The sequence below is a fragment of the Flavobacterium branchiicola genome, from assembly GCF_018383905.1.
Lineage (GTDB): Bacteria > Bacteroidota > Bacteroidia > Flavobacteriales > Flavobacteriaceae > Flavobacterium > Flavobacterium branchiicola.
The window spans coordinates 378,459-400,330 of record NZ_JAGYWA010000004.1; the positions used below are offsets into that span (position 1 = coordinate 378,459).

Sequence of the window (21,872 nt, forward strand, 5' to 3'; positions counted from 1 at the left end):
ATTTTCGATATTAAAATTCTGATTCTTCTTCTTTTGTAGTAGTTGGAGCCGCAGGTTTTGGTGCTGCAGGCTTTGGAGTTGCAGACTTTGCAGTCACGGGTTTTGTGATTGCAGGTTTTGGTGCAGCTGCTTCTGTTCCGGTTTCAGTTTCTGTTTCCGGTTCAGATCCATAAACTGGTGTTGCAACAGGAGCAGTAGTTGCAGGAACTACTTTTGGTTTAATTGGGAAATAAACTTCGGTTACTAATTTCGACGGACTTTTTACATCTAATTTACTTACAGCTAAAACCTCAAGATGCGACCAGTTTAAATCTGGAATAATTTTTTCGTTATTGATGTAAGCTTTAGTTTTTGTAATAGCTTCACTAGTATGAGAATAGTCGCCTGTTAAAGTTGTTTTAACAGCATCAAATCCATTTAATTTTCCAGCCAGAATATCACTTCCTGAGCTTATTGAGATTTCTTTGTTGATAGGTAAACAGATTGAAATTTTTGCTAATCCGCTTGTAGTATCGTAAGTATGGTAAATTATAAATGGCTTTCCGGTAATACTCAAGCCATTTGTCTCGCTAAACTGAATAAGTTTCGGAATTACAATTCTTGCGTTTTTGTTTACTTTTTGAATTTCGCTTGTAAACGTTTGTTTGATATAAGCAGTTTCATTTTTTTGGACAACTCCATCTACTTTTACTGTAAATGTTTTCATCTCGTAATTCAGATTTTTGTCAATGTTTACAAGTGTTTTTTCATAAACTGTTCCAATAACGTTATCAGAACCTCCATTTAAGGCTGTGTAAATTTTAAATAAAAAGCTCATGGTTCCTTTAGCTTTCCAGGTTACTTTAGTTTTTCCGCCCAATGTATCTTTAAAAGTCCAGTTAACATCAGCTTCTGTCCCATCATATTTTATTTTTTGGTCAATACTTTCTCCTTCTTTTGCTTTAAGAGTAATAGCACTTCCTGCACCTTCAGTTCCTGTCCAGTAAAAAGAAGCTCCGTTTCCGCTTGTTTTATTTGGATAAGTCATTTGAATAGAAGAATCTTCAAGCGCCCACGATTCAAAATCTTCGTAATTTCTAAAATCATTTACATAATTATATACAGTAGCTTTTGGCGAATTGATTACCTTACTTCTTTCTACAGAAAAAACTCCCTTTTGGGTAGCGACAAAAACGGTAAGAGCAACTAGGCTTAATAATGCTAAAAGAAATAAATATTTTAGAATCTTCATTGGAGTAGATTATTTGGTGTCGTAAAGTTATAAATTTTATCACTGGCACTATTATTAACGCCAAAAAATAAAGGTATTGTATTTAATTGTATTCTAAGTAAATTAAAACGTTTGTGAAATGTATTAATTGTTTACTTCTTAAAAATAATCTATTAGAATTAGTGTTTAAGAAAGATTTTTATCAGAAATAAAATTACTATAAAAAGTAAAAAACCAATTAACACCTTATAATTTCCTTTGTAAAATATTTTATGAAGTGCCAAATCTTTTCGATATGCAAATATCATAACGATTACAAAGGCGATAAAAAAACAGACTGCAAATATTAATTGTCCCTGACTAAACATACTTTAAATAATTTTTGACAAATTTAGAGAATTGTATATGAATAGTTGCTAATTTGCCACTTCATTTAATCAATAAAAAATCATGAAGAAACAACTTGATGCAGTTACTGAATTTCATACTGCTTTTAGAATAGGTCACAGCCAAAGTCCAATTGCTGATTTGGGTGCAACAAAAAAAATGCTTCGTTATAATTTAATGAAAGAAGAAAATGAAGAATATCTCGAAGCAGTTCTGAATAATGATTTAGTTGAAATTGCTGATGCATTGGGAGATATGATGTACATTTTGTGCGGAACTATTATTGAGCACGGTTTGCAGGATAAAATCGAAGCTGTTTTTGATGAAATTCAACGAAGTAATATGAGCAAGCTTGGAGAAGACGGCCAGCCAATTTACCGCGAAGACGGAAAAGTAATGAAAGGGCCAAATTATTTTAAACCAGATTTTTCTAAACTTTTATAAAATATTTACCGCAAAGAGCGCTAAGTTTTTTTGTAGTTCTTATGAAAACATAAAGTTCGCAAAGCTTTGTGTTATTTTTGTCATTTCGACGAAGGAGAAATCACACGCGGGATTCGGCAAAGATTGGCGATTTTGCTTGAGGAGTTTCTAGTGTGATTTCTCCTTCGTCGAAATGACAAGATTGTGTTCAATCATATTAAATAAAAAACCCGATAAATTTTAAATCTATCGGGTTTTCGTTTTAATATGGTTTTGGAATTATTGAACCTTAACAGTCCATCCAAAAGTATCTTCAGAAAGTTTATTTTGAAGACTAGTAAGTTTTTCTTTTAAAAGAGAAGCATAAGAATTCTCGATTGGAGTCATTTCGTAATAAACATCCTGATAAGAGAATCCTTTAATTACACTGATTACTGCTGCAGTTCCAGCTCCAAAGATTTCTTTTAATGATCCGTTTTTAGCAGCTTCAACTAATTCTGAAACTAATACCGGACGAACCTCTACATTAAGACCTTCTTTTTTAGCCATTTCGATCAAACTTTTTCTGGTAATACCATCTAAAATTCTTTCGCTTGTTGGAGCAGTCATTAAAGTATCGTTAATTCTAAAGAAAACGTTCATTGTTCCCGCTTCTTCTAGTTTTGTGTGCGTTGCATCATCTGTCCAGATAACTTGTTGGAAACCATCTTTGTTAGCTAGATTTGTTGGGTAAAATTGCGCAGCATAGTTCCCTGCAGCTTTTGCAGCACCAATTCCTCCGTTTGCAGCTCTACTATAATGTTCAGCAATAATTACTTTAACCTCACCACCATAATATGATTTTGCAGGAGAAAGTAAGATCATAAATTTATATTCATCAGAAGGATTTGCAATAACCCCAGGGCCTGTAGCAATCATAAAAGGACGAATGTACATACTCGCTCCGTTTCCTCTCTGAATCCAGTCTTTGTCAATTTTTAATAATTCATTTAAACCTTCCATGAAAACATCCTGAGGAACTTCCGGCATAGCCATACGAACCGCAGATTTATTGAAACGCTCATAGTTTTCATCAGGTCTAAACAACCAAACATCATTATTTTCATCTTTGTAAGCTTTCATTCCTTCAAAAATAGCTTGTCCATAATGAAAGACTTTAGAAGATGGATCCATTAAAATAGGAGCATAAGGCTTAATGACCGGAGTCTGCCATTGTCCGTTTTTATAATCACATTCAAATAAATGGTCTGTAAATACAGCACCAAAACTTAAGTTTTCAAAGTCTACAGAGCTTATCTTAGACGAATCAGCTTTTCTGATTTCAATTTTGCTTGTTTGAGTTGTACTCATAATTATGTAAAGTTTTTATCTAATTTGTATTCTCTCAGATGAAATTGTAAAGCAATGATCTGGTGAAGAATAGGTTTTGTTTAATGCAAAATTACGGAAAAATATATAATTTACTTGGTAAAACTGCATTAATTCCTGCTTTTGATTGAGATTTGTTTATCTTATAATAAACCTAAAATTTTGGCGAAGTTTTATAAAGAATTTATGAAAAAAGTGTCGTTTTTTAAGGCTTTACGCATTTGTTTTGAGTAAATTTGACTGAGAAAATGAATCGGAAAAAGGTAAAAAGTCATTGTAAAATTCGAAATTGTGAAAAGAGAAATAATTAAAACGCTAGATGGTTCAACCACAATTCATTTGGAAGAGTGGAATGAAAGTTATCACTCCAAACATGGCGCAATTCAGGAAGCTAAGCATGTATTTATAATGAATGGTTTATCACTATTCGAAAATAATCCTGTGACTATTCTTGAAATTGGTTTTGGAACAGGTTTAAATGCTTTTATCACTTTTTTAGAATCAGAGCAAAAACAACAACCAATAGATTATGTTGGAGTAGAAGCCTATCCGGTAAATGCGGAAGAGGTTTTGGCGATGAATTATGTTGCCGAATTAGAAGCATTGGAATTTGATAACATTTTTGAAAAAATGCATAAATGTGAATGGAATGAGAAAACCGAACTTAGCAGCCGTTTCTCGTTAACCAAAAGAAAACAATTTTTTGATGAAATCGACGATTTTGAAATTTTTGATTTGATTTACTTTGATGCCTTTGGATATCGCGTGCAACCAGAATTGTGGAGTACTGAGATTTTTCAGAAAATGTACAATAGTTTAAAGCCTAATGGTGTTCTGGTAACATATGCAGCGCGCGGAGTTGTTAAAAGAAGTATGATTTCGGTTGGGTTTACAGTCGAAAAATTAGCAGGTCCTCCGGGAAAACGAGAAATGTTTCGTGCTTTTAAAAAGTTATAACTTAGCTATTTAGAAAGATTCTAAATTGATATATGTTTACTAAGAAAACGTATTCGTTTATAAATTTTTTAAAAAAATAAGTTAAAAATAATCTTTATATAGCATATTTGTTTAATTTTGGTGCGAGTTTGAAAATATAGATAACCCCCGAAAATCTTATTTTATTATGTCAAAAATGATGTTTGATTACACGAAATCAATACTTGAGAGAGTTAGTTTCGATCCGATACTTTTCTGCAAAGAATTAGAAAAAGCTATCAAAACACTGTTACCTTATGAAATGGAACAATTGCAAGAATGGTTGTTAAATTTTATAATTGAGAAACCAGAATTAAAACAAAGTCTACTACTGATTAAAGTATAGAAAAAAGGAGCCAATTGGCTCCTTTTTTTATTTTATTTCTTTTGTAGTGGACTAATGATTTGAACATTTTGAAAAACAATGGCTCCTTTTACTACTCCGGAGATTGTAGATCTTAATGCATCAATGATTTGCATTTTTAATTCGCTTTTAGGGTAAATTAAACTTACCTCGCGAGCGGGTTTTGGTTCCTTAAAGTTACGCAGTTTTAGCTTATCGGATTCCTTTAGATCCAAGGTGTGCAAATACGGAAGTAGTGTTGTACCAAGACCTTCATCGGCTAATTTAATTAAGGTTTCAAAGCTTCCACTTTGAATCTGAAAATTATTTTGATCGATATCAGAAACGTTTTTGCATAAATTTAAAATTCCATCTCTAAAACAATGTCCGTCCTGTAAAAGTAAAATTTCATTTAAGTTTAGATCCGTCACTTCAATTTCTTCTTTCTGAAAACTTGCGTGGTGCTCCGGAATATAAGCTACAAAAGGTTCGAAATAAAGGACAATTTCTTTGATTTTTTCATCTTCAAGTGGCGTTGCAGCAATGGCAGCATCAAGATGACCATTTTTTAGTTTTACAATAATTTCATCTGTATTAAGCTCTTCAATTAAAAGCTTAACTTTTGGATATTTTTTAATGAAATTATTCAGGAACATTGGTAAAAGCGTTGGCATAATGGTCGGGATAATACCCAAACGAAATTCACCTCCAATAAAACCTTTTTGCTGTTCTACGATATCTTTAATTCTATCCGCTTCGTTTACAATATTCTTAGCCTGATTTACAATTTTTTGACCAATATCGGTAAGCTGAATAGGTTTTTTACTTCGGTCGAAAATTAAAATATTAAGCTCTTCTTCAATTTTCTGAATTTGCATGCTTAATGTTGGCTGCGTCACAAAGCATTTTTCGGCAGCAAGGGTAAAATTCTTATGTTCGGCAACTGCTAATACATATTGTAGTTGAGTTATAGTCATTTTGATAGTAATTTTTGATGCAAAAATAAGAAAATATAATTTTTTTTTATAATTTTTTTGAAGAAGTTCCCTTAAATTTGTAGTAAACTTAGTTATAAAAAAAGAAGATTATGAAAACGAATATTTTAGGATTACCTGTAAAAGAGTCAGAGTTATTAGTAAAAGAGTTAAATGTTTTATTGTCTAATTTTCAAGTTTATTATCAAAATTTGAGAGGAATTCACTGGAACATCCGTGGAAAACGCTTCTTTGATTTACATGTAAAATTCGAAGAATTATACACAGATGCTCAATTAAAAATCGATATGATAGCTGAGAGAGTTTTAACTATAGGAGGAACTCCATTACATACATTTGAAGATTATATTAAAAACAACAAATTAGCTGTTGGGAAAAATATTTCAAATGACGAAAAAGCAGTGCATTTAATTGTGAATTCATTGTCAGATTTGTTGAAAATTGAGAGAGAAATATTAAATCAATCTGCCGAAATCAATGATGAAGGAACAAATTCTATGATGAGCGACTTCATTGCAGAGCAGGAAAAAACAATTTGGATGATGAATGCATGGCTTGAAGAAGAGCTTTAATGTGTTGTAAATAAATGAATTAAAAGCAGAATATTCTCTTTAGATTATTCTGCTTTTTTATTTATGTTAAATTTCTATAAAAATTTTTGCTTCACGCTTTGATTTTATTTGTTAAAACTTATTTTTGTTGCAATGAAATTAGTTGCTCGCATATTATTATTCATATTCATTGCTTTCTTATCGACGCCTACAATTGTAACGTTGATTAAGAAAAACAGTGATACGTCTATATTTTTCAGTTTTTCTGAAGAGGAGCACTCACATAAAGAACTTAAGGCTGCTGTTTATCCAGCAATACTTCAACATGAAGTAGTAATGCCGGTTTATATTGAAAAAAAGACTATAGTGTCTGAAAATATTGTAAAACTAGACAATATTTCTCCGAGCATATTTGCTCCACCTCCAAACTTGGTATAATACTTCCGATTATTTTGAACCTGAACTGCATTTGAAGAAGTGCGGTTAATCTTTAATGAATAATTTTTTTAGTATTGTATTATGACAAAAAAAATCAATCTTTTTGCCAACCTTAAATCTGATTTTGCTTCAGGTTTAGTGGTTTTCTTGGTGGCTCTTCCATTGTGTTTAGGTATTGCAATGGCTTCTGGAGCGCCTTTATTTTCTGGAATTATAGCGGGTGTAGTAGGCGGTATAATAGTTGGGTACCTGAGCCAATCGCATATTAGTGTTTCCGGACCAGCTGCCGGATTAACAGCAATTATATTAACAGCTATTACCGATTTTGGAGCCTTTGATGTGTTTTTACTGTCAGTATTTATTGCAGGATTAATTCAATTAGCATTAGGGTTTTTAAAAGCCGGAAGTATCTCAAATTATTTTCCAACAAATGTTATTGAGGGAATGCTTGCAGGTATCGGAATTATTATCATTCTGAAACAAATACCACACGCTTTTGGTTATGATGCCGATTTTGAAGGAGATCAGGCATTTATTCAAAACGATGGCAGTAACTCTTTTTCATTCTTGTTTGATTTATTAAATCATATCCAGCTTGGTGCCGTTGTTGTTTCATTGGTTTCATTAGTTATATTGATTTCATGGGATAAAGTTTCTTTTTTAAAGAAATTAAAACTTGTGCCGGGAGCTCTTGTAGCTGTTATTGTGGGAGTGTTGTTGAATGAGTTTTTTGTTTCGACAGGAAGTTCTCTGGCAATTGCAAAAGAGCATTTGGTTTCCTTACCGGTTCCAAAATCTTTTGACGAATTCAAGGCAATTATTGTAACACCAAATTTCTCGGCAGTGACAAACCCACAGGTTTGGGTTGTTGCCGTTACAATTGCTATCGTTGCTTCTATCGAAACGCTTTTATGTATTGAAGCTTCAGATAGAATGGACGTACAAAAACGTTATACTGATACCAATGTGGAGCTTAGAGCGCAAGGTGTTGGTAATATAATAAGTTCACTTTTAGGAGGTTTACCAATGACATCTGTTGTGGTAAGATCATCAGCAAATAATAATGCTGGTGCAAAATCTAAAATGTCAGCAATTATTCACGGTGTTCTTTTGTTAATCAGTGTTTTATCTGTTCCGGCTATTCTGAACAAGATTCCATTGGCAACATTAGCAACCGTTTTAATTTTAGTAGGTTATAAATTAGCCAAACCAGCAACCTTTATGCATTTCTGGGAAAAGGGTAAATATCAATTTATTCCTTTTATTGCAACCTTGGTCTTTGTTGTTGCAACAGATTTGCTAAAAGGTGTTGCGTTGGGCATCATTATAAGTATTATTTTTGTTTTAAGAGGAAATCTAAAACGAGCTTACAACTTTAAAAAAGAAGAATATGAAGATGGAGACATCATTCACATTGATCTGGCTCAGGAAGTTTCATTTTTGAACAAAGCTGCTATAAAGCAAACTTTAAGCGAAATTCCTGAAAACTCAAAAGTAATTATCAATGCTCACGATACTGAGTATATTGCTCATGATGTTTTAGATTTAATTCGTGAGTTTAAAGAAACGCGTGCCATTGATGATAATATCAAAGTAAAGCTTAAAGGTTTTAAAGAAGCGTACGATTTAGAGAATACTCCAGAGAACAATAATCACGTTACTATCGAGCATTATTATGATGTTGCCAAAAGAGCTTTGGTGAAAAAAGAAACTTTAAAAGAAGAGTTTTAAAACAATTTAAATAAATTATACGATTTCTATTGCGTCTAGACTGTCAAAATTTAGGTAACTTTACACTAATCTTTTGATATGTCTAAACGTATAGAGATTCCATTAAAAAAATAAAAAAATGAGAAAATTTTATGAGCAGTTATTAGAGAACAATAAAAAGTGGGTGGAGACTTCATTAGCAAAAGACCCTAATTATTTTTCTGATCTGGCAAAGGGACAACAACCTCCATTATTATGGATTGGATGTTCTGACAGCCGTGTTCCTGCAAACGAAATTGTTGGTGCAAAACCAGGTGAAGTTTTTGTTCACCGTAACATTGCAAACATGGTAGTACATTCTGATATGAATATGCTAAGTGTTTTGGATTATGCAGTAAATGTTTTAAAAATAAAGCATATTATTGTTTGCGGACATTACGGTTGTGGTGGTGTAAAAGCAGCAATGGGTAATCAATCTGTTGGAATTATCGATAACTGGATTCGTCATATTAAAGATGAATATCGTTTGCATGATAAATACCTTAATTCAATTGAGGACGAAACAGAACGTTTTAATGCTTTTGTTGAAATTAATGCTAAAGAACAAGTTTATAATTTAGCTAAAACTTCAATCGTTCAGGGAGCATGGAAAAACGGACAGGACCTAATGCTTCACGGATGGGTTTACGGATTAAATTCAGGATTTGTAACCGATCTAAATGTAACAATTAGTTCGAATGATGAATTAGATACCGTTTATCAGTTAGATCTATAATAGAAATAAAAAAAATCGCCTTCAAAAAAGGCGTTTTTTTTTTATTCGTTTTCATCCAGATTTTCATTAAAAGCAGATGGTAACATTGTTGGGATAAACTTTATTAAAATAGGCAATAATAAACTGCCGCCCGGAAGTAAAAATATAGTCAGTGACGGAATTGTTTTGCAAATATCCAAAAGCTGTTTTTTTACTTTTTTCTTTTCTTTGGCATCCAGATCTCTTGTGGTAGAATAAGCCAAAAGAACCATCAATTCTTTACTCTGAACAATTTCTTTTACCAGTCTGTTTTTGTTTCTTATAATCAATTTTACAACCGTGTGGGTCATTTGATCATAAAAATGTTTCACCGGATTGGAATAATTGAAATACGGGATTTTCTTTTTATGAGTAGTAATAAATTCATTTGTCGTTGCAATACTATGACTTACAAATTCATCTGAAACATGCATCATAGAGCCCAATGAATATAAAAAGTAAGCTTCTTCATTTTCTACAACGCCATCACTCCATAAAGCCATTCCGGCCATATCGATCAAATAGTATTGCTCCAGTTTATTGCTAAAGTGCTCCAATTGTAAGGTTTCCAGAGTTTCAACCGTAACTTTAGAGAATTTAGAATAACGTATGGAAGCTTCAAACAATTTAATTAATAAATCATCGTGTTGTGATTTTATGGTTTTGGTTTTTAATGCCAGACCCACAATACCAAGTACCGTTTCTTCAATTCTTTTTAAATATTTTTCAGGAATATGACCATGTTCTAAATATTGTCTGAATGCTAAAACATCAATAAATAATAAAGCATTAGTCACTAAATGTGAGAAGTTTTTACTAATGATGCTGTCATTAGTCTGAACTCTTTGGTCAATGATGTTTTCTAATGAAAGTGAAGGAGTGTCTTTTGGAAGTAAAATTTTAAACAAACTAAATCCTTCAGGATTCATTTCTTTATAGAATTTTAGAACTTCTGAAATAAAGTTATTCGGTTCAGAACTTCTTTTTTCTAAACAAAAAACATGGTATAAGGTATTTAATAAGGCAACTTTAGAAATTTCGGTTTTAAACCAGCCTTTTATCGAAATAGGAATTTGGGAATCAATAGCAATGATATGACCGTAAATGAACCCGGTTTCTCTCACTTTATAGTAGAACGAATCTGCAGTTTCAAAAGGAATTGCTTCTGAATACTTCTGCTCGCTAAAAAACTTATCTATCCAGCCTGGTGCTGATGCATTAATCATTAACTTTAATTTGAGGCTACAAAGCTACTTTTTTTTCTTGTTAAGAATTGACTTAAAATAAAATAACCACTAGATTTTGTGAAAATAGTGGTTATTATATGATTTTTTATTTGATGATTCCTGCACAAGCTACTCTTCCGCCTGCGTTTCCTGTTGGCTGAGTAACAAAATCATCTGTACCCTGATGCACAATCAGACCTTTTCCAAGAACATCTTTGGTTTCGTCTCCACAACCAACGCACCATTCATCAGTGGTTAATGTGATAGTTCCGTTACCTTTTGCATCAGCAGTAAAGTTTCCGATATCACCTTTGTGATATTCTGCAGAACCCCATTTCCCGTGTTTTTTAAACGTCGGATTCCAGTGTCCTCCGGCAGAACTTCCGTCTGCTGCAGAACAATCAGATTTTTCATGAATGTGAATGGCATGAACTCCGGGTTGCAGACCAGCTACTTTTGCAACAAATGTTACTTTTCCGTTTTTCTCAGTAAATGTAGCCGTTCCGCTAACAGTACTGTTGCTTTTTGGCTCTAAATTTACGGTCAAAGTTTTGGCATCATTTGATTTTGTATTGGTCTTACAGCCAATAATTAAGGCTGTAATTATAGCGAAAGAAACAATTGCTTTTTTCATAAGTGAGGCTTTTAAATTAAAGATTAAGTAAATTTAACATAAAAAAGCCGATATAAGAGGTGTTAAAAGTTAAATAAATCTAAAACTATTACTCGCAATTTAATCTGATTTTCAGTTGAGAAGACAAAAATATTGTTTAAATTCGTATACGTTTTTAACGAAAATTTTCCCAAATACAGTTTTCTAATTCATTAATTTTTAATACTTAATATTATGATGAAGAATTTTTTAATACTTGTTTTCTTTAGTAGTATATTAATTTCCTGCAAATGCAAAAAAGATGATTCACTGTCAAAACTGGAAGGAAATTGGGAACTAAATTATATCGCCGAACCCACAGTTGATTTTGATGCTTTTTATCCAAATAAGAAACCGGCCATTAATTTTAATGTAAAAGAAAATCATGTTTCCGGAAATAATGGTTGTAATTCATTTAATGGAAAACTGAGTGTAACAGGAAACAAAATAGATTTTACCCAGCCAATGGCCGTTACCAAAATGATGTGCATGGATGGGAAAGGAGAACAGGTTTTTATGAATACACTGAAACGAGTAACTTCATATGATGTCACAGATGATGGAAAAACCTTAAATTTTATTTCGGGCGATATTGCTACGATGCGGTTTACCAAAAAATAGAAATACGTTATTTAACTCTATTAAATTTATAAGTTATGTCAACTAAACTAACTATTTTATTAGTGTTATTTTGGTTTTTGAATTTTCCGGCAATAGGACAAGAGAAGACTAAAAAAGAGCTTAAAGCGGAACAACAGCAGCAAAAGCAAAAAGAAATTGAAGCCTTAATTGATGGCAAAAATTTCGTGTTTGAAGCGCAAAAGGCAACGCCGCAAGCAGGACGGCTTCTTCATCTGGATTACAATACGTATTTCTTGAAGTTTAATACTGAAAAAACAACTTGTGATCTTCCTTTTTTCGGACGCGCTTATAATGTGGCTTATGGCGGTGATGGCGGAATTAAATTTGAAGGCGTACCTGAAAATATAACGGTGGAGAAAAAGAAGAAAAACTACATTTTGAAAGCCTCGGTAAGAGGTAAAGACGATGTATATGATTTATTATTTACTATTTTTTTTGATGGAGGAGCATCTCTGTCGGTTAATAGTAATAACAGGGCTCCGATTTCATACGATGGTGAAATTGAAGCGCCAAAAGCAGAAGAAGTTAAAAAATAAGAGTTGTAGTTTTTTTATTGTATCGCCAATCCATTTATGTATGCCAAAAAAGACATTTCTAGTTTTGCCAAAAATTTATCTTTATGTTTCGCTTCTTTTTTTATTTAAAAATCTCGCTTACAGTCAGGATTTAGAACCAAGGGTTTATGCAAATGTGCCAAAAAAGCTTAATGTTGCTGCAATTGGCTATGTCTTTATGGATGGAAATGTTCTCACAGATCCGTCATTACCAATTTCTGACTTTAAACTTCAAAGTCATAATTTGGCAGCAAGTTATGTTCGAACTTTTGGCTTAGCCAACAAATTGGCGCGTATTCAGGTTTCACTCCCTTTTTCTTTTATGGACGGTTCCGCAATGGTAAACGGTGCAATGCTTACAGGTTCGCGAACTGGTTTTGCCGATATGAAAGTCCGTTTTGGAATCAACTTATTGGGATCTCCAGCACTTGATAAGATGAATTTCAGGAGTTTTGAGCAAAAAACAATTCTAGGGGTGAGTCTTGTAACTTCGGTTCCTACCGGAAGATATTATGGCGATAAACAAGTTAATATTGGTACCAATCGCTGGGGAATAAAACCTGAAATTGGTATTTCGAAAAAGTTTGCTCATGTTTATGCAGAAGCCTACGGCGGTGTTTGGTTCTATACCGATAATAATGATTTTTTAGGGAAAAAGATGGAACAAAAACCGACTTGTAGTTTACAGGCGCACGCGAGTTATTATTTTAAAAATCATATGTGGGTTGGTTTTAATACCAATTGGTTTTTTGGTGGTAACACAATTGTAGACGGTGTTTCTCAGGCAAGCGAGATTGATAATTGGCGGGTAGGAGGGACTTTTTCGACTCCTGTAGGAAAAGGCCAATCGGTAAAATTTCAATATCACGTGGGAGCTTATACAAACAACGGTTTGAATTATTATGCTTTGTCTGCAGTATATCAGTACTCGTTTTTTTAAAGCCGTGAATTTAATTTAAAATACTTAAAATCAGTATATTTGAGAATGTGTAATTATCTAGAAACAAATCTAAAAATCAAAACTATGAAAAAATTAAGTCTTATTCTTATTATGGCGTTTGCCTCATTTTCAGTTAATGCTCAATCTCCTTTTAAAGAAGATGTGGAGGTTTTGCAAAGTGTTTACGGAAAATCAAAAAGTGAGTTGGTAACGCAGTACATGAATTTGTCTGATGCGCAAGCAACAGCTTTTACAAAGGTTTATGATAATTACGAAACAGAGCGCAAAGCATTAGGACGAACTAAGTTTCAGCTGCTTAACGATTATGCTGCAAATTATTCAACCTTAACAGATGCAAAAGCCGATGAATTGGCCAAAGCAACTTTAAAAAACCATATTGCTTACGAAAAGTTATATGAGAAAACATATAATCAGGCAAAAAAGGCAGTAGGATCAATAAATGCGGCAAAATTTATCCAGCTTGAAGTTTATCTTCAAACCATTATAAAAGGAGAGATTTTAGAAGCGATTCCGTTTATTGGAGAATTAGACAAAACGAAGGTTCAATAATTATTCTTCAAAATAAAAAAAGGCAGTTATTTTTTAGATAACTGCCTTTTTTTATTTTTGATGTAAATCTATTTTGCTGTCTTAACTTCATAAATAGCATTCACCATTCCGTCTCGGGTTTTATCCAGAGTAAGTTCCCAGAACATAATTCCGCCTAGTTTTTTAGCTTTAGCATATTCTGCTTTAGCTTTAATAGATTTTAAATCGTCTGATGTTGCAAAAGTTTTTGTTGCAGCATTGTACCAATAAGGTGCTATTGCTTTATCATCCCAGAAATATTTCCATCCGTTAGCTTCTGTATACGTTGTATCGAAGTTTTTAAAATCAACACCAGGGATATGTTCACCAGCCTGATATAAACCATTATTAATATTCTCAACGTTTTTCCAGGTTCTGGTATAAAAAGCTCCACCAATAACCAGTTTTTCAGCAGGAACTCCAAGTTTTAATAAAAACTCAACCGCTCTATCTGTAGATTCTTCTTTCGGATTTGTGCTGTACAATGGAGTATGATGCCCCGTCACTTTAGAATATCCGTTTACCAAATCATAACTCATAATATTAATACGATTTACATAAGGTGCAACAGCTTTCCAGTCTATAGATTCGTCCAGACATTTTTGAAAACCTCCTGCAGCAAAACTTAGTTCGTATTTTTTTCCTAATGTTGAGCGTAAAATTTTAAGAAGTTCAGTAAAATTTTGTTTGTCTGCTGCCTGATATAAATGACCAGGGAGACCTTCAATAGAAGGGTATTCCCAATCGAGATCTAAACCGTCAACTTTATAAGAATCACTTAATTCTTTTACAGATTTTGCAAATTTTAAACGTCCTTCAACTGTAGAAAAAGCTTCAGAACAAGGTTCGCAACCGCCCCATCCGCCAAGAGATAAAATGATTTTAAGTTGCGGATTTTTCGCTTTAAGCGAAACCAAATGCTTAATAGTATTAGAATCTTTATCTGAATCAACAGTTAATTTTCCGTCTTTTAGGTGACAAAAACTAAAAATGATTTGATTTAATTTATTGACTTCGTATTCGTTAATTAATTTATCATCCCCTGTATAATAAGCGATAATATCCATTTTTTTATTTTTCTGAGCGAATGTATTTGCGGTACAAAAGCACAATAAAAATAAGGCAATCAGACTGATTTGTTTCATTGTTTTAGTTTTTTGAGTTTTTTGAATGTTAAATATAAAGTAATACAACCGATACTTAACTATTCTTTGCATCTCAAAAAGTAAATTTTAACGAAAAATTTGCAAATCATTGCAAAAAACTTGCGTTTTGTTGTCCTGTGTCTTTCATACAAGAGTATAAAAAAATAAGCCCGCGCAGTTTCGGACTTGCGCGGGCTTAAACAAATTAAAAGCTAAAAACTATTTTGATATTAGAAGCAGTATGTATTTTCTGCAACTAATTTTTCTGCGATTTTTTCTCTTAGTGCCACAACGTTTGGCATGTTAGTGTATTTTGTGAAACGTTTAAGTCCCATTAACATCATACGTTGCTCATCTCCTTCAGAGAAAGAAGCGATTCCTTCTTTTCCTCTTGAGTTTACGATATCTACAGCTTTGTACAAGTATAATTTTGCCATTGCAATTTGCTCTTGTACTTTATCTTCACCTTGAGATTTTGCTAATTTTTCAGTTCTCAAGATTGTACTTTCTGCCATGTAGATTTCGATTAAGATATCAGACGCAGCCATCAATAATTGTTGGTGAGAATCTAAATCCGGACCGTATTTTTGTACAGCGCTACCAGCAACCATTAAGAAAACTTTCTTAAGGTTAGCAACGATTCCTTTTTCTTCTGCAAATAATTCAGAGAAATCCGGAGTATCAAAAGATGGAATACCCATTAATTCTTCCTGAACTTTCATTGCAGGACCAAGTAAATCAACGTGACCTTTCATTGCTTTTTTGATCAACATACCTACAGAAAGCATTCTGTTGATTTCGTTTGTACCTTCGTAAATACGAGCGATACGAGCATCTCTCCAGGCACTTTCCATCGGAGTATCTTCAGAGAATCCCATTCCACCAAAAATTTGGATTCCTTCATCAGAACAAGATTGAACGTCTTCAGAAACTGCTACTTTCAAGATAGAACACTCGATAGCGTATTCTTCAACACCTTTCAATTCAGCTTCCTGATGCGTTGTACCTTCAGCTTCACGAGCAGCGATTCTGTCTTCGATATCTTTTGCAGCACGGTAAGAAGCACTTTCTCCTGCGTATGCATTAGTTGCCATTTCAGCCAATTTAGAACGAATAGCTCCAAAAGATGAAATAGATGTATTGAACTGAATTCTTTCGTTAGCATATTTTACAGCTCCTGAAGTAACTCTTCTTTGAGCATCAAGACAAGCAGCAGCCAATTTAATACGACCAACATTTAAAGCATTCATTGCAATTTTGAAACCGTTTCCTCTTTCAGATAACATGTTTTCAACCGGAACTTTTGTTTCGTTGAAGAAAACCTGACGAGTAGAAGAAGCACGGATTCCTAGTTTATGCTCTTCTTCATTCATAGAAATTCCATTTGAAGGATCGTTTTCTACGATGAAACCAGTAATATTTTTATCATCTCCAATACGAGCAAAAACGATGAAAACGCTACAGAAACCTGCATTCGAAATCCACATTTTCTGACCTGTAATAGAGTAAGTTTTTCCGTCTTCAGATAAAACCGCTTTTGTTTTTCCTGAGTTAGCATCAGATCCTGCGCCTGGCTCAGTTAAACAGTAAGCACCAAACCATTCTCCAGAAGCTAATTTCGGAACGTATTTTTTCTTTTGTTCTTCAGATCCATAAAGTGTAATTGGCATAGTTCCAATTCCTGTATGTGCACCAAAAGCTGTAGAGAAAGATCCAGTTGCTCCAGAAATGTAGTCACAAACTAACATTGTAGAAACGAATCCCATTCCTAATCCGCCGTATTCTTCAGGAACTGCAACTCCTAAAAGTCCTAGTTCACCTGCTTTACGCATAGAAGATTCTGTATAAGCGTAATCTTTCTTTTCAAAACGATCTTTATGCGCCCATAATTCTTTGTCAACGAACTCTTTTACAGAGTCACGCATCATTAACTGCTCTTCTGAGAAATCTTCTGGAGTAAAGATGTCTTCACATTTTGTTTCTTTTACCAAAAACTGACCACCACGAGTCACGTTTTTTTCGATTGTATCTGCCATTTTGTTTTTGTTTTTTATGAAAGAAAATAGAATATAGAGTATAGAAAATAGACTTTTACTTTAGTCCATTTTGAAAACCCATTGTCATTCTTTGGAATTCTTCTATTTTAATTTCTAATTGGTTAAATTGTATCTCGTTTATATATTTTCTATGTTTAGCAATCAATAATTGTGTAATTAGTTCAAATGAAGAGCCAAGAGAAATGTCTAAAAAGTGACTGAAAGACTTATCAGTTCTTGAAGATCCTTCAGCAATATTACTAGGCATCGAAACCGAACATCTGCTTATTTGAGAACTCAAATCGTATCGTTCATGTTTGGGAAATTCTATTAATATGTCTGAAATTTCATTAGCAATCGCAATTCCGATCTTCCAAATCTTTAAGTTCTTATAATTATGTCTCATGTTTTTTTGAGTCAAGGTAAGAAAATAAAGTAAAAAGTAAGAATATTACTATTTTTATTTATTTTTTATTTATGCTTTTTATCATTCCAAAAAGTATATCTCATTACTCTCAAAGAAAACATCTATTCTCTTTATTCTATATTCTATTCTCTTTTTAAAGAACCTCGTAAATCCCAGCACTTCCTTGCCCAGTACCTACACACATAGAAACAATTCCGTACTTATTACCACGACGTTTCATCTCATCAAATAACTGAACTGAAAGTTTCGCACCAGTACAACCAAGAGGATGTCCTAATGAAATTGCTCCACCGTTTACGTTTATAATATCCGGATTGATATTTAATTCGCGAGTTACTGCTAAAGCTTGAGAAGCAAAAGCTTCGTTTAGCTCGATTAATTCGATATCGTTTAATGTCATTCCCGCTTGTTTTAGTGCTTTCGGAATTGCTTTTACAGGCCCGATACCCATGATTCTTGGCTCAACACCAGAAGAAGCAAAGTTTACCAAACGTGCAATTGGCTCAAGGTTTAATTCTTTTACCATTTCTTCGCTCATAATTAAAACGAAAGCAGCACCGTCACTCATTTGAGAAGAGTTACCAGCCGTTACACTTCCATCTGCAGCAAAAACAGGTCTTAAACCAGCTAAAGCTTCTTTAGAAGTTCCAGCTCTTGGGCCTTCGTCTTTATTTACAACATAAGATTTAGTTTCTTTTTTACCATTTTCGTTGATGAAAGTTTGCTCAACAGTAATTGGAACAATTTGTTTGTCAAATTTTCCTTCTGCCTGAGCTTTCAAAGCTTTCATATGAGAATTGTAAGCAAACTCATCCTGATCTTCTCTAGAAACGTTGTATTGTTTAGCAACCGCTTCGGCAGTTAAACCCATTCCCCAGTAATAATCTTCGTGACCTGCAGCCGCAACTTTATAATCAGGCGTTGGTTTGTAACCTCCCATCGGAATATAACTCATACTTTCTGCTCCACCAGCGATGATACAATCTGCCATCCCTGATTGGATTTTAGCTGTAGCCATACCGATAGTTTCTAATCCAGATGCGCAATAACGGTTTACCGTAACTCCAGGAACGTCTTCTACTTTTAATCCCATCAAAGAGATCAAACGACCAACGTTAAGACCTTGTTCTGCTTCTGGCATTGCATTTCCAACCATTACGTCGTCAATACGTTTTTTGTCAAAATCAGGCAGTTCATCCATCATAAACTGAATGGTTTCTGCAGCTAATTCATCAGGTCTTTTAAATCTAAAAACCCCTTTTGGTGCTTTTCCTACCGCAGTACGATAAGCTTTTACTATATATGCTGTTTTCATTTGTTTTGTTTTTTTAAGATTATAGAAAATAGATCATAGAAAATAGACTATTACTTTGTCTCGAAATCTATATTCTTTTCTCTTTATTCTATTTTTTAAGAGTATAGAAGATAGAGTATAGAAAATAGACTTTACTAAGCCTTAAAATCTATATTCTATTCTCTTTGTTCTATTTTCTAGTTTCTCAACGGTTTTCCTTTAGTCAACATGTATTGAATTCTCTCCAAAGTCTTACGCTCTGTACATAAACTCAAGAAAGCTTCTCTTTCAATATCTAATAAGTATTGTTCAGAAACTAAAGTTGCTTCAGATAAATCACCACCAGCCATTACATAAGCCAGTTTGTTAGCGATTTTCTTGTCGTGCTCCGAGATATATTTTCCAGCTTCCATTTGGTCAGTTCCAACTAAGAACATTCCTAAAGCTTGTTTTCCTAAAACCTTAACATCAGTTCTTCTGATAGGTTGTGTATAACCAGCTTCTGCCATTAACAATGCATGTTTTTTAGCTTCAGCGATCTGACGATCTTTGTTTACAACGATAATATCTTTTCCATGTTGAAGAAGTCCAGTGTCAAAAGCTTCATAACCAGAAGTAGATACTTTTGCCATAGCGATAGTTAAGAAATACTCTTGAAGAACATTTAATTCCACATCATTTTTACGGAATAAATCTGAAGCTCTCAAAGCCATTTCTTTAGATCCACCACCACCAGGAAGTACACCAACACCAAATTCAACTAATCCCATGTATGTTTCTGCAGCAGCTACAACTTTATCAGCATGTAAACTCATTTCGCATCCACCACCAAAAGTCATTCCGTGAGGCGCAACTACAACTGGAATTCCAGAATAACGAACGCGCATCATTGTATCTTGGAACAATTTAATAGCCATGTTCAATTCGTCGTATTCTTGTTCAACCGCCATCATGAAAATCATTCCGATATTAGCCCCAACAGAGAAATTCGCAGCTTGATTTCCAATAACAAGACCTTGATATTCTTTTTCAGCTAAGTCGATTGCTTTATTGATCGCTTGTAGAACATCGCCACCAATTGTATTCATTTTAGACTGGAATTCTAAATTTAAGATTCCGTCTCCTAAATCTTCAATAATGGCTCCACTGTTGCTCCAAACTTTTTTGCTTTCGCGAATGTTGTTTAGAATAATAAATGAATCTTGTCCAGGAACTTTTACTTGTGATTTTGTTGGAATATTGTAGAAGAAAGTAGCACCTTCTTTTACAGTATAAAAACTGTCGCTTCCAGAAGCCAACATTTCGTTCACCCATGCAGCAGGCTCTAAACCTTCTGCTTTCATGATTTCGATTCCTTTGGCAACACCAATAGCATCCCAGATTTCGAATGGACCATTTTCCCATCCAAAACCAGCTTTCATAGCGTCGTCAATTTTGTATAATTCGTCTGAGATTTCAGGAATTCTGTTTGATACATAAGCAAACATTCCTGCGAAACTCTTACGGTAGAATTCTCCCGCTTTGTCAGTTCCTTTTACTAAAACTTTAAAACGATTAATAGGTTTGTCGATCGTTTTAGTTAATTCTAAAGTGGCAAAATTTGCTTTTTTTGCAGCGCGGTATTCAAGTGTATCTAAGTCTAAAGAAAGAATATCTTTATCTACTTTTTTATAAAAACCTTGTCCAGTTTTGCTTCCTAACCAATTATTTTCCATCATTTTGTTGATGAAATCTGGAAGTTTGAACAATTCGTGTTGTTCGTCAGTTGGGCAGTTTTCGTAAATACCGTTGGCAACGTGTACCAAAGTATCTAAACCAACAACGTCAACCGTACGGAAAGTAGCCGATTTTGGACGACCAATTACCGGACCTGTCAATTTATCAACTTCTTCAATCGTTAATCCCATTTCTTTAACTAAATGAAATAAACTCTGAATTCCGTAAATACCAATTCTGTTTCCAATAAACGCCGGAGTATCTTTAGCAACAACCGAAGTTTTTCCTAAGAATTTAGAACCGTATTCGTTTAAGAAATCCAATACTTCAGTTGAAGTTTTTGGGCCCGGAATAATTTCAAATAATTTTAAGTAACGCGCAGGGTTAAAAAAGTGCGTTCCGCAGAAGTGCTGTTGAAAATCTTCGCTTCTTCCTTCGCTCATAAAGTGAATTGGAATACCAGAAGTGTTTGAAGTAACCAAAGTTCCCGGTTTACGGAATTTCTCGATTTGTTCAAATACTAATTTCTTAATATCCAATCGTTCAACTACAACCTCAATAATCCAGTCAACAGTAGCAATTTTTGCCATATCGTCTGTCGTATTTCCAGTCGTAATTCTGTTTGCAAATTTCTGACTGTAAATAGGAGAGGGTTTCGATTTTAATGAATTCGCCAAATGCTCGTTTACCACACGGTTGCGAACGGCTTTACTTTCAAGCGTTAATCCTTTTTTAGCTTCAGCTTCTGTCAACTCGCGAGGCACGATGTCAAGCAGTAAAACTTCAACACCAATGTTGGCAAAATGACAAGCTATACCTGAACCCATAATTCCGGATCCAATTACAGCAACTTTTTTAATTGTGCGTTTCATAATTTGTTACTATTTGTTTGTAGAAGAATTTGAATTTTCTTAAAAAAGATTATTCATTTTCTGTTTGATTAAATATGTTTTTGTCGTGAATCAATTCATTAATGATTTCAGCAACTTCGATAAAATGATTCAGCTTTTCGTCTGAAACATGTTTTCGAACTGATTCATTAAACTTCAGGACAGTATTTTTAGATAAATCTCTTTTTTCTTTTCCAAAATCGGTCAGGTAGATTAAAACACCACGGCCGTCACTTGGATTTTTTTTGCGAACAATCAAACCTTTGTCTTCCATAGATTTTAATGTTCTGGTAAGGCTGGTGGCTTCCATTCCCATTCGTGGCCCTAAAGCGGTTGATGGAGTTCCTTCTTCCTTGTCCATACTTAAAAGAGCAAATCCCGTTGCCATTGTAGCATCGTATTTTGCAGCTTCTTCGTTATACATTCTTGAAACAGCCTGCCATGTCGCTCTCAAAATATAATCTATCGTTTTATCTTTCATAGGTAACTATATCGATTTCAAATATAATCAAAAAATACTATGCATGCATATTAATTTTGAATAAATTTTTGGTTAATTAAAAAATGTC

Annotated in this window: 23 protein-coding genes; 11 read left to right on the forward strand and 12 right to left on the reverse strand. The window is 33.7% G+C overall.

Annotated features, from left to right (window positions below; genetic code table 11):
* Positions 1 to 10: 10 nt before the first annotated feature.
* Together KHA98_RS11645 and KHA98_RS22910 are read right to left on the reverse strand one after the other, a co-directional pair.
* Complete coding sequence (locus KHA98_RS11645; protein WP_213258103.1) at positions 11 to 1,231, reverse strand: SRPBCC family protein; 1,221 nt, start codon at positions 1,229 to 1,231, stop codon at positions 11 to 13.
* 158 nt (positions 1,232 to 1,389) lie between these two features.
* Positions 1,390 to 1,578, reverse strand: coding sequence for a hypothetical protein (locus KHA98_RS22910; protein WP_246522302.1), 189 nt, complete (start codon positions 1,576 to 1,578; stop codon positions 1,390 to 1,392).
* An 82-nt stretch (positions 1,579 to 1,660) separates the two neighbouring features.
* Here KHA98_RS22910 and KHA98_RS11650 point away from each other — a divergent pair, with 82 nt between their 5' ends.
* Positions 1,661 to 2,041, forward strand: a complete 381-nt coding sequence (locus KHA98_RS11650) for a pyrophosphohydrolase domain-containing protein (protein ID WP_213258104.1) — start codon at positions 1,661 to 1,663, stop codon at positions 2,039 to 2,041.
* Positions 2,042 to 2,299: 258 nt separating this feature from the next.
* Here KHA98_RS11650 and KHA98_RS11655 read toward each other — a convergent pair whose 3' ends face one another.
* Complete coding sequence (locus KHA98_RS11655; protein WP_213258105.1) at positions 2,300 to 3,370, reverse strand: branched-chain amino acid aminotransferase; 1,071 nt, start codon at positions 3,368 to 3,370, stop codon at positions 2,300 to 2,302.
* A gap of 309 nt (positions 3,371 to 3,679) precedes the next feature.
* Between KHA98_RS11655 and mnmD the strand changes: the two genes are divergently transcribed.
* Together mnmD and KHA98_RS22915 are read left to right on the forward strand one after the other, a co-directional pair.
* Positions 3,680 to 4,345: a tRNA (5-methylaminomethyl-2-thiouridine)(34)-methyltransferase MnmD gene (gene mnmD, locus KHA98_RS11660; protein WP_213258106.1), complete on the forward strand. Its 666-nt coding sequence runs from the start codon at positions 3,680 to 3,682 to the stop codon at positions 4,343 to 4,345.
* A gap of 166 nt (positions 4,346 to 4,511) precedes the next feature.
* Entirely contained in the window at positions 4,512 to 4,709 is a 198-nt protein-coding gene (locus KHA98_RS22915) for a hypothetical protein (RefSeq protein ID WP_017496117.1), read from the forward strand.
* A 32-nt stretch (positions 4,710 to 4,741) separates the two neighbouring features.
* Here the strand turns inward: KHA98_RS22915 and KHA98_RS11665 are convergent, their stop codons facing one another.
* Positions 4,742 to 5,683: a LysR substrate-binding domain-containing protein gene (locus KHA98_RS11665; RefSeq protein WP_213258107.1), complete on the reverse strand. Its 942-nt coding sequence runs from the start codon at positions 5,681 to 5,683 to the stop codon at positions 4,742 to 4,744.
* A 110-nt stretch (positions 5,684 to 5,793) separates the two neighbouring features.
* On the opposite strand from KHA98_RS11665, the gene KHA98_RS11670 reads away from it, so the two are divergent.
* The 4 genes from KHA98_RS11670 to can all read left to right on the forward strand — a co-directional run bounded on the left by KHA98_RS11670 (position 5,794) and on the right by can (position 9,175).
* A complete protein-coding gene (locus KHA98_RS11670) occupies positions 5,794 to 6,273 on the forward strand; it encodes a Dps family protein (RefSeq protein ID WP_213258108.1) in 480 nt (159 codons plus the stop codon).
* A 132-nt stretch (positions 6,274 to 6,405) separates the two neighbouring features.
* Positions 6,406 to 6,690 carry a hypothetical protein gene (locus KHA98_RS11675; RefSeq protein ID WP_213258109.1) on the forward strand — a complete coding sequence of 95 codons (285 nt, stop codon included), beginning with the start codon at positions 6,406 to 6,408 and terminating at the stop codon, positions 6,688 to 6,690.
* An 81-nt stretch (positions 6,691 to 6,771) separates the two neighbouring features.
* Positions 6,772 to 8,421, forward strand: coding sequence for a SulP family inorganic anion transporter (locus tag KHA98_RS11680; RefSeq protein ID WP_213258110.1), 1,650 nt, complete (start codon positions 6,772 to 6,774; stop codon positions 8,419 to 8,421).
* A gap of 118 nt (positions 8,422 to 8,539) precedes the next feature.
* A complete protein-coding gene (gene can, locus KHA98_RS11685; protein ID WP_213258111.1) occupies positions 8,540 to 9,175 on the forward strand; it encodes a carbonate dehydratase in 636 nt (211 codons plus the stop codon).
* A gap of 41 nt (positions 9,176 to 9,216) precedes the next feature.
* On the opposite strand, the gene KHA98_RS11690 is transcribed toward can, so the two are convergent.
* Both KHA98_RS11690 and KHA98_RS11695 read right to left on the reverse strand, forming a co-directional pair.
* Positions 9,217 to 10,419: an LETM1-related biofilm-associated protein gene (locus tag KHA98_RS11690; RefSeq protein ID WP_213258112.1), complete on the reverse strand. Its 1,203-nt coding sequence runs from the start codon at positions 10,417 to 10,419 to the stop codon at positions 9,217 to 9,219.
* Positions 10,420 to 10,525: 106 nt separating this feature from the next.
* Positions 10,526 to 11,053, reverse strand: coding sequence for a superoxide dismutase family protein (locus KHA98_RS11695; protein ID WP_213258113.1), 528 nt, complete (start codon positions 11,051 to 11,053; stop codon positions 10,526 to 10,528).
* A 213-nt stretch (positions 11,054 to 11,266) separates the two neighbouring features.
* On the opposite strand from KHA98_RS11695, the gene KHA98_RS11700 reads away from it, so the two are divergent.
* The 4 genes from KHA98_RS11700 (at position 11,267) to KHA98_RS11715 (ending at position 13,777) form a co-directional block, all read left to right on the forward strand.
* Entirely contained in the window at positions 11,267 to 11,692 is a 426-nt protein-coding gene (locus tag KHA98_RS11700; RefSeq protein WP_213258114.1) for an META domain-containing protein, read from the forward strand.
* Between the two features lie 35 nt (positions 11,693 to 11,727).
* Entirely contained in the window at positions 11,728 to 12,249 is a 522-nt protein-coding gene (locus KHA98_RS11705; protein ID WP_213258115.1) for a DUF4251 domain-containing protein, read from the forward strand.
* A gap of 40 nt (positions 12,250 to 12,289) precedes the next feature.
* Positions 12,290 to 13,207, forward strand: a complete 918-nt coding sequence (locus KHA98_RS11710; protein ID WP_213258116.1) for a transporter — start codon at positions 12,290 to 12,292, stop codon at positions 13,205 to 13,207.
* An 84-nt stretch (positions 13,208 to 13,291) separates the two neighbouring features.
* Positions 13,292 to 13,777 (forward strand): hypothetical protein, encoded by a 486-nt coding sequence (locus KHA98_RS11715; protein ID WP_213258117.1) that lies wholly within the window; start codon positions 13,292 to 13,294, stop codon positions 13,775 to 13,777.
* Positions 13,778 to 13,845: 68 nt separating this feature from the next.
* On the opposite strand, the gene KHA98_RS11720 is transcribed toward KHA98_RS11715, so the two are convergent.
* The 6 genes from KHA98_RS11720 to KHA98_RS11745 all read right to left on the reverse strand — a co-directional run bounded on the left by KHA98_RS11720 (position 13,846) and on the right by KHA98_RS11745 (position 21,784).
* Complete coding sequence (locus tag KHA98_RS11720; protein WP_213258118.1) at positions 13,846 to 14,940, reverse strand: glycoside hydrolase family 18 protein; 1,095 nt, start codon at positions 14,938 to 14,940, stop codon at positions 13,846 to 13,848.
* Positions 14,941 to 15,170: 230 nt separating this feature from the next.
* A complete protein-coding gene (locus KHA98_RS11725) occupies positions 15,171 to 16,976 on the reverse strand; it encodes an acyl-CoA dehydrogenase family protein (protein ID WP_213258119.1) in 1,806 nt (601 codons plus the stop codon).
* A gap of 55 nt (positions 16,977 to 17,031) precedes the next feature.
* Positions 17,032 to 17,382, reverse strand: a complete 351-nt coding sequence (locus KHA98_RS11730; protein ID WP_207295241.1) for a four helix bundle protein — start codon at positions 17,380 to 17,382, stop codon at positions 17,032 to 17,034.
* 154 nt (positions 17,383 to 17,536) lie between these two features.
* Positions 17,537 to 18,718: a thiolase family protein gene (locus tag KHA98_RS11735; RefSeq protein WP_213258120.1), complete on the reverse strand. Its 1,182-nt coding sequence runs from the start codon at positions 18,716 to 18,718 to the stop codon at positions 17,537 to 17,539.
* Between the two features lie 176 nt (positions 18,719 to 18,894).
* Positions 18,895 to 21,285 carry a 3-hydroxyacyl-CoA dehydrogenase/enoyl-CoA hydratase family protein gene (locus KHA98_RS11740; RefSeq protein ID WP_213258121.1) on the reverse strand — a complete coding sequence of 797 codons (2,391 nt, stop codon included), beginning with the start codon at positions 21,283 to 21,285 and terminating at the stop codon, positions 18,895 to 18,897.
* 49 nt (positions 21,286 to 21,334) lie between these two features.
* On the reverse strand, positions 21,335 to 21,784 hold the full coding sequence (locus tag KHA98_RS11745) for a MarR family winged helix-turn-helix transcriptional regulator (RefSeq protein ID WP_213258122.1): 450 nt from the start codon (positions 21,782 to 21,784) through the stop codon (positions 21,335 to 21,337).
* Positions 21,785 to 21,872 lie beyond the last annotated feature (88 nt).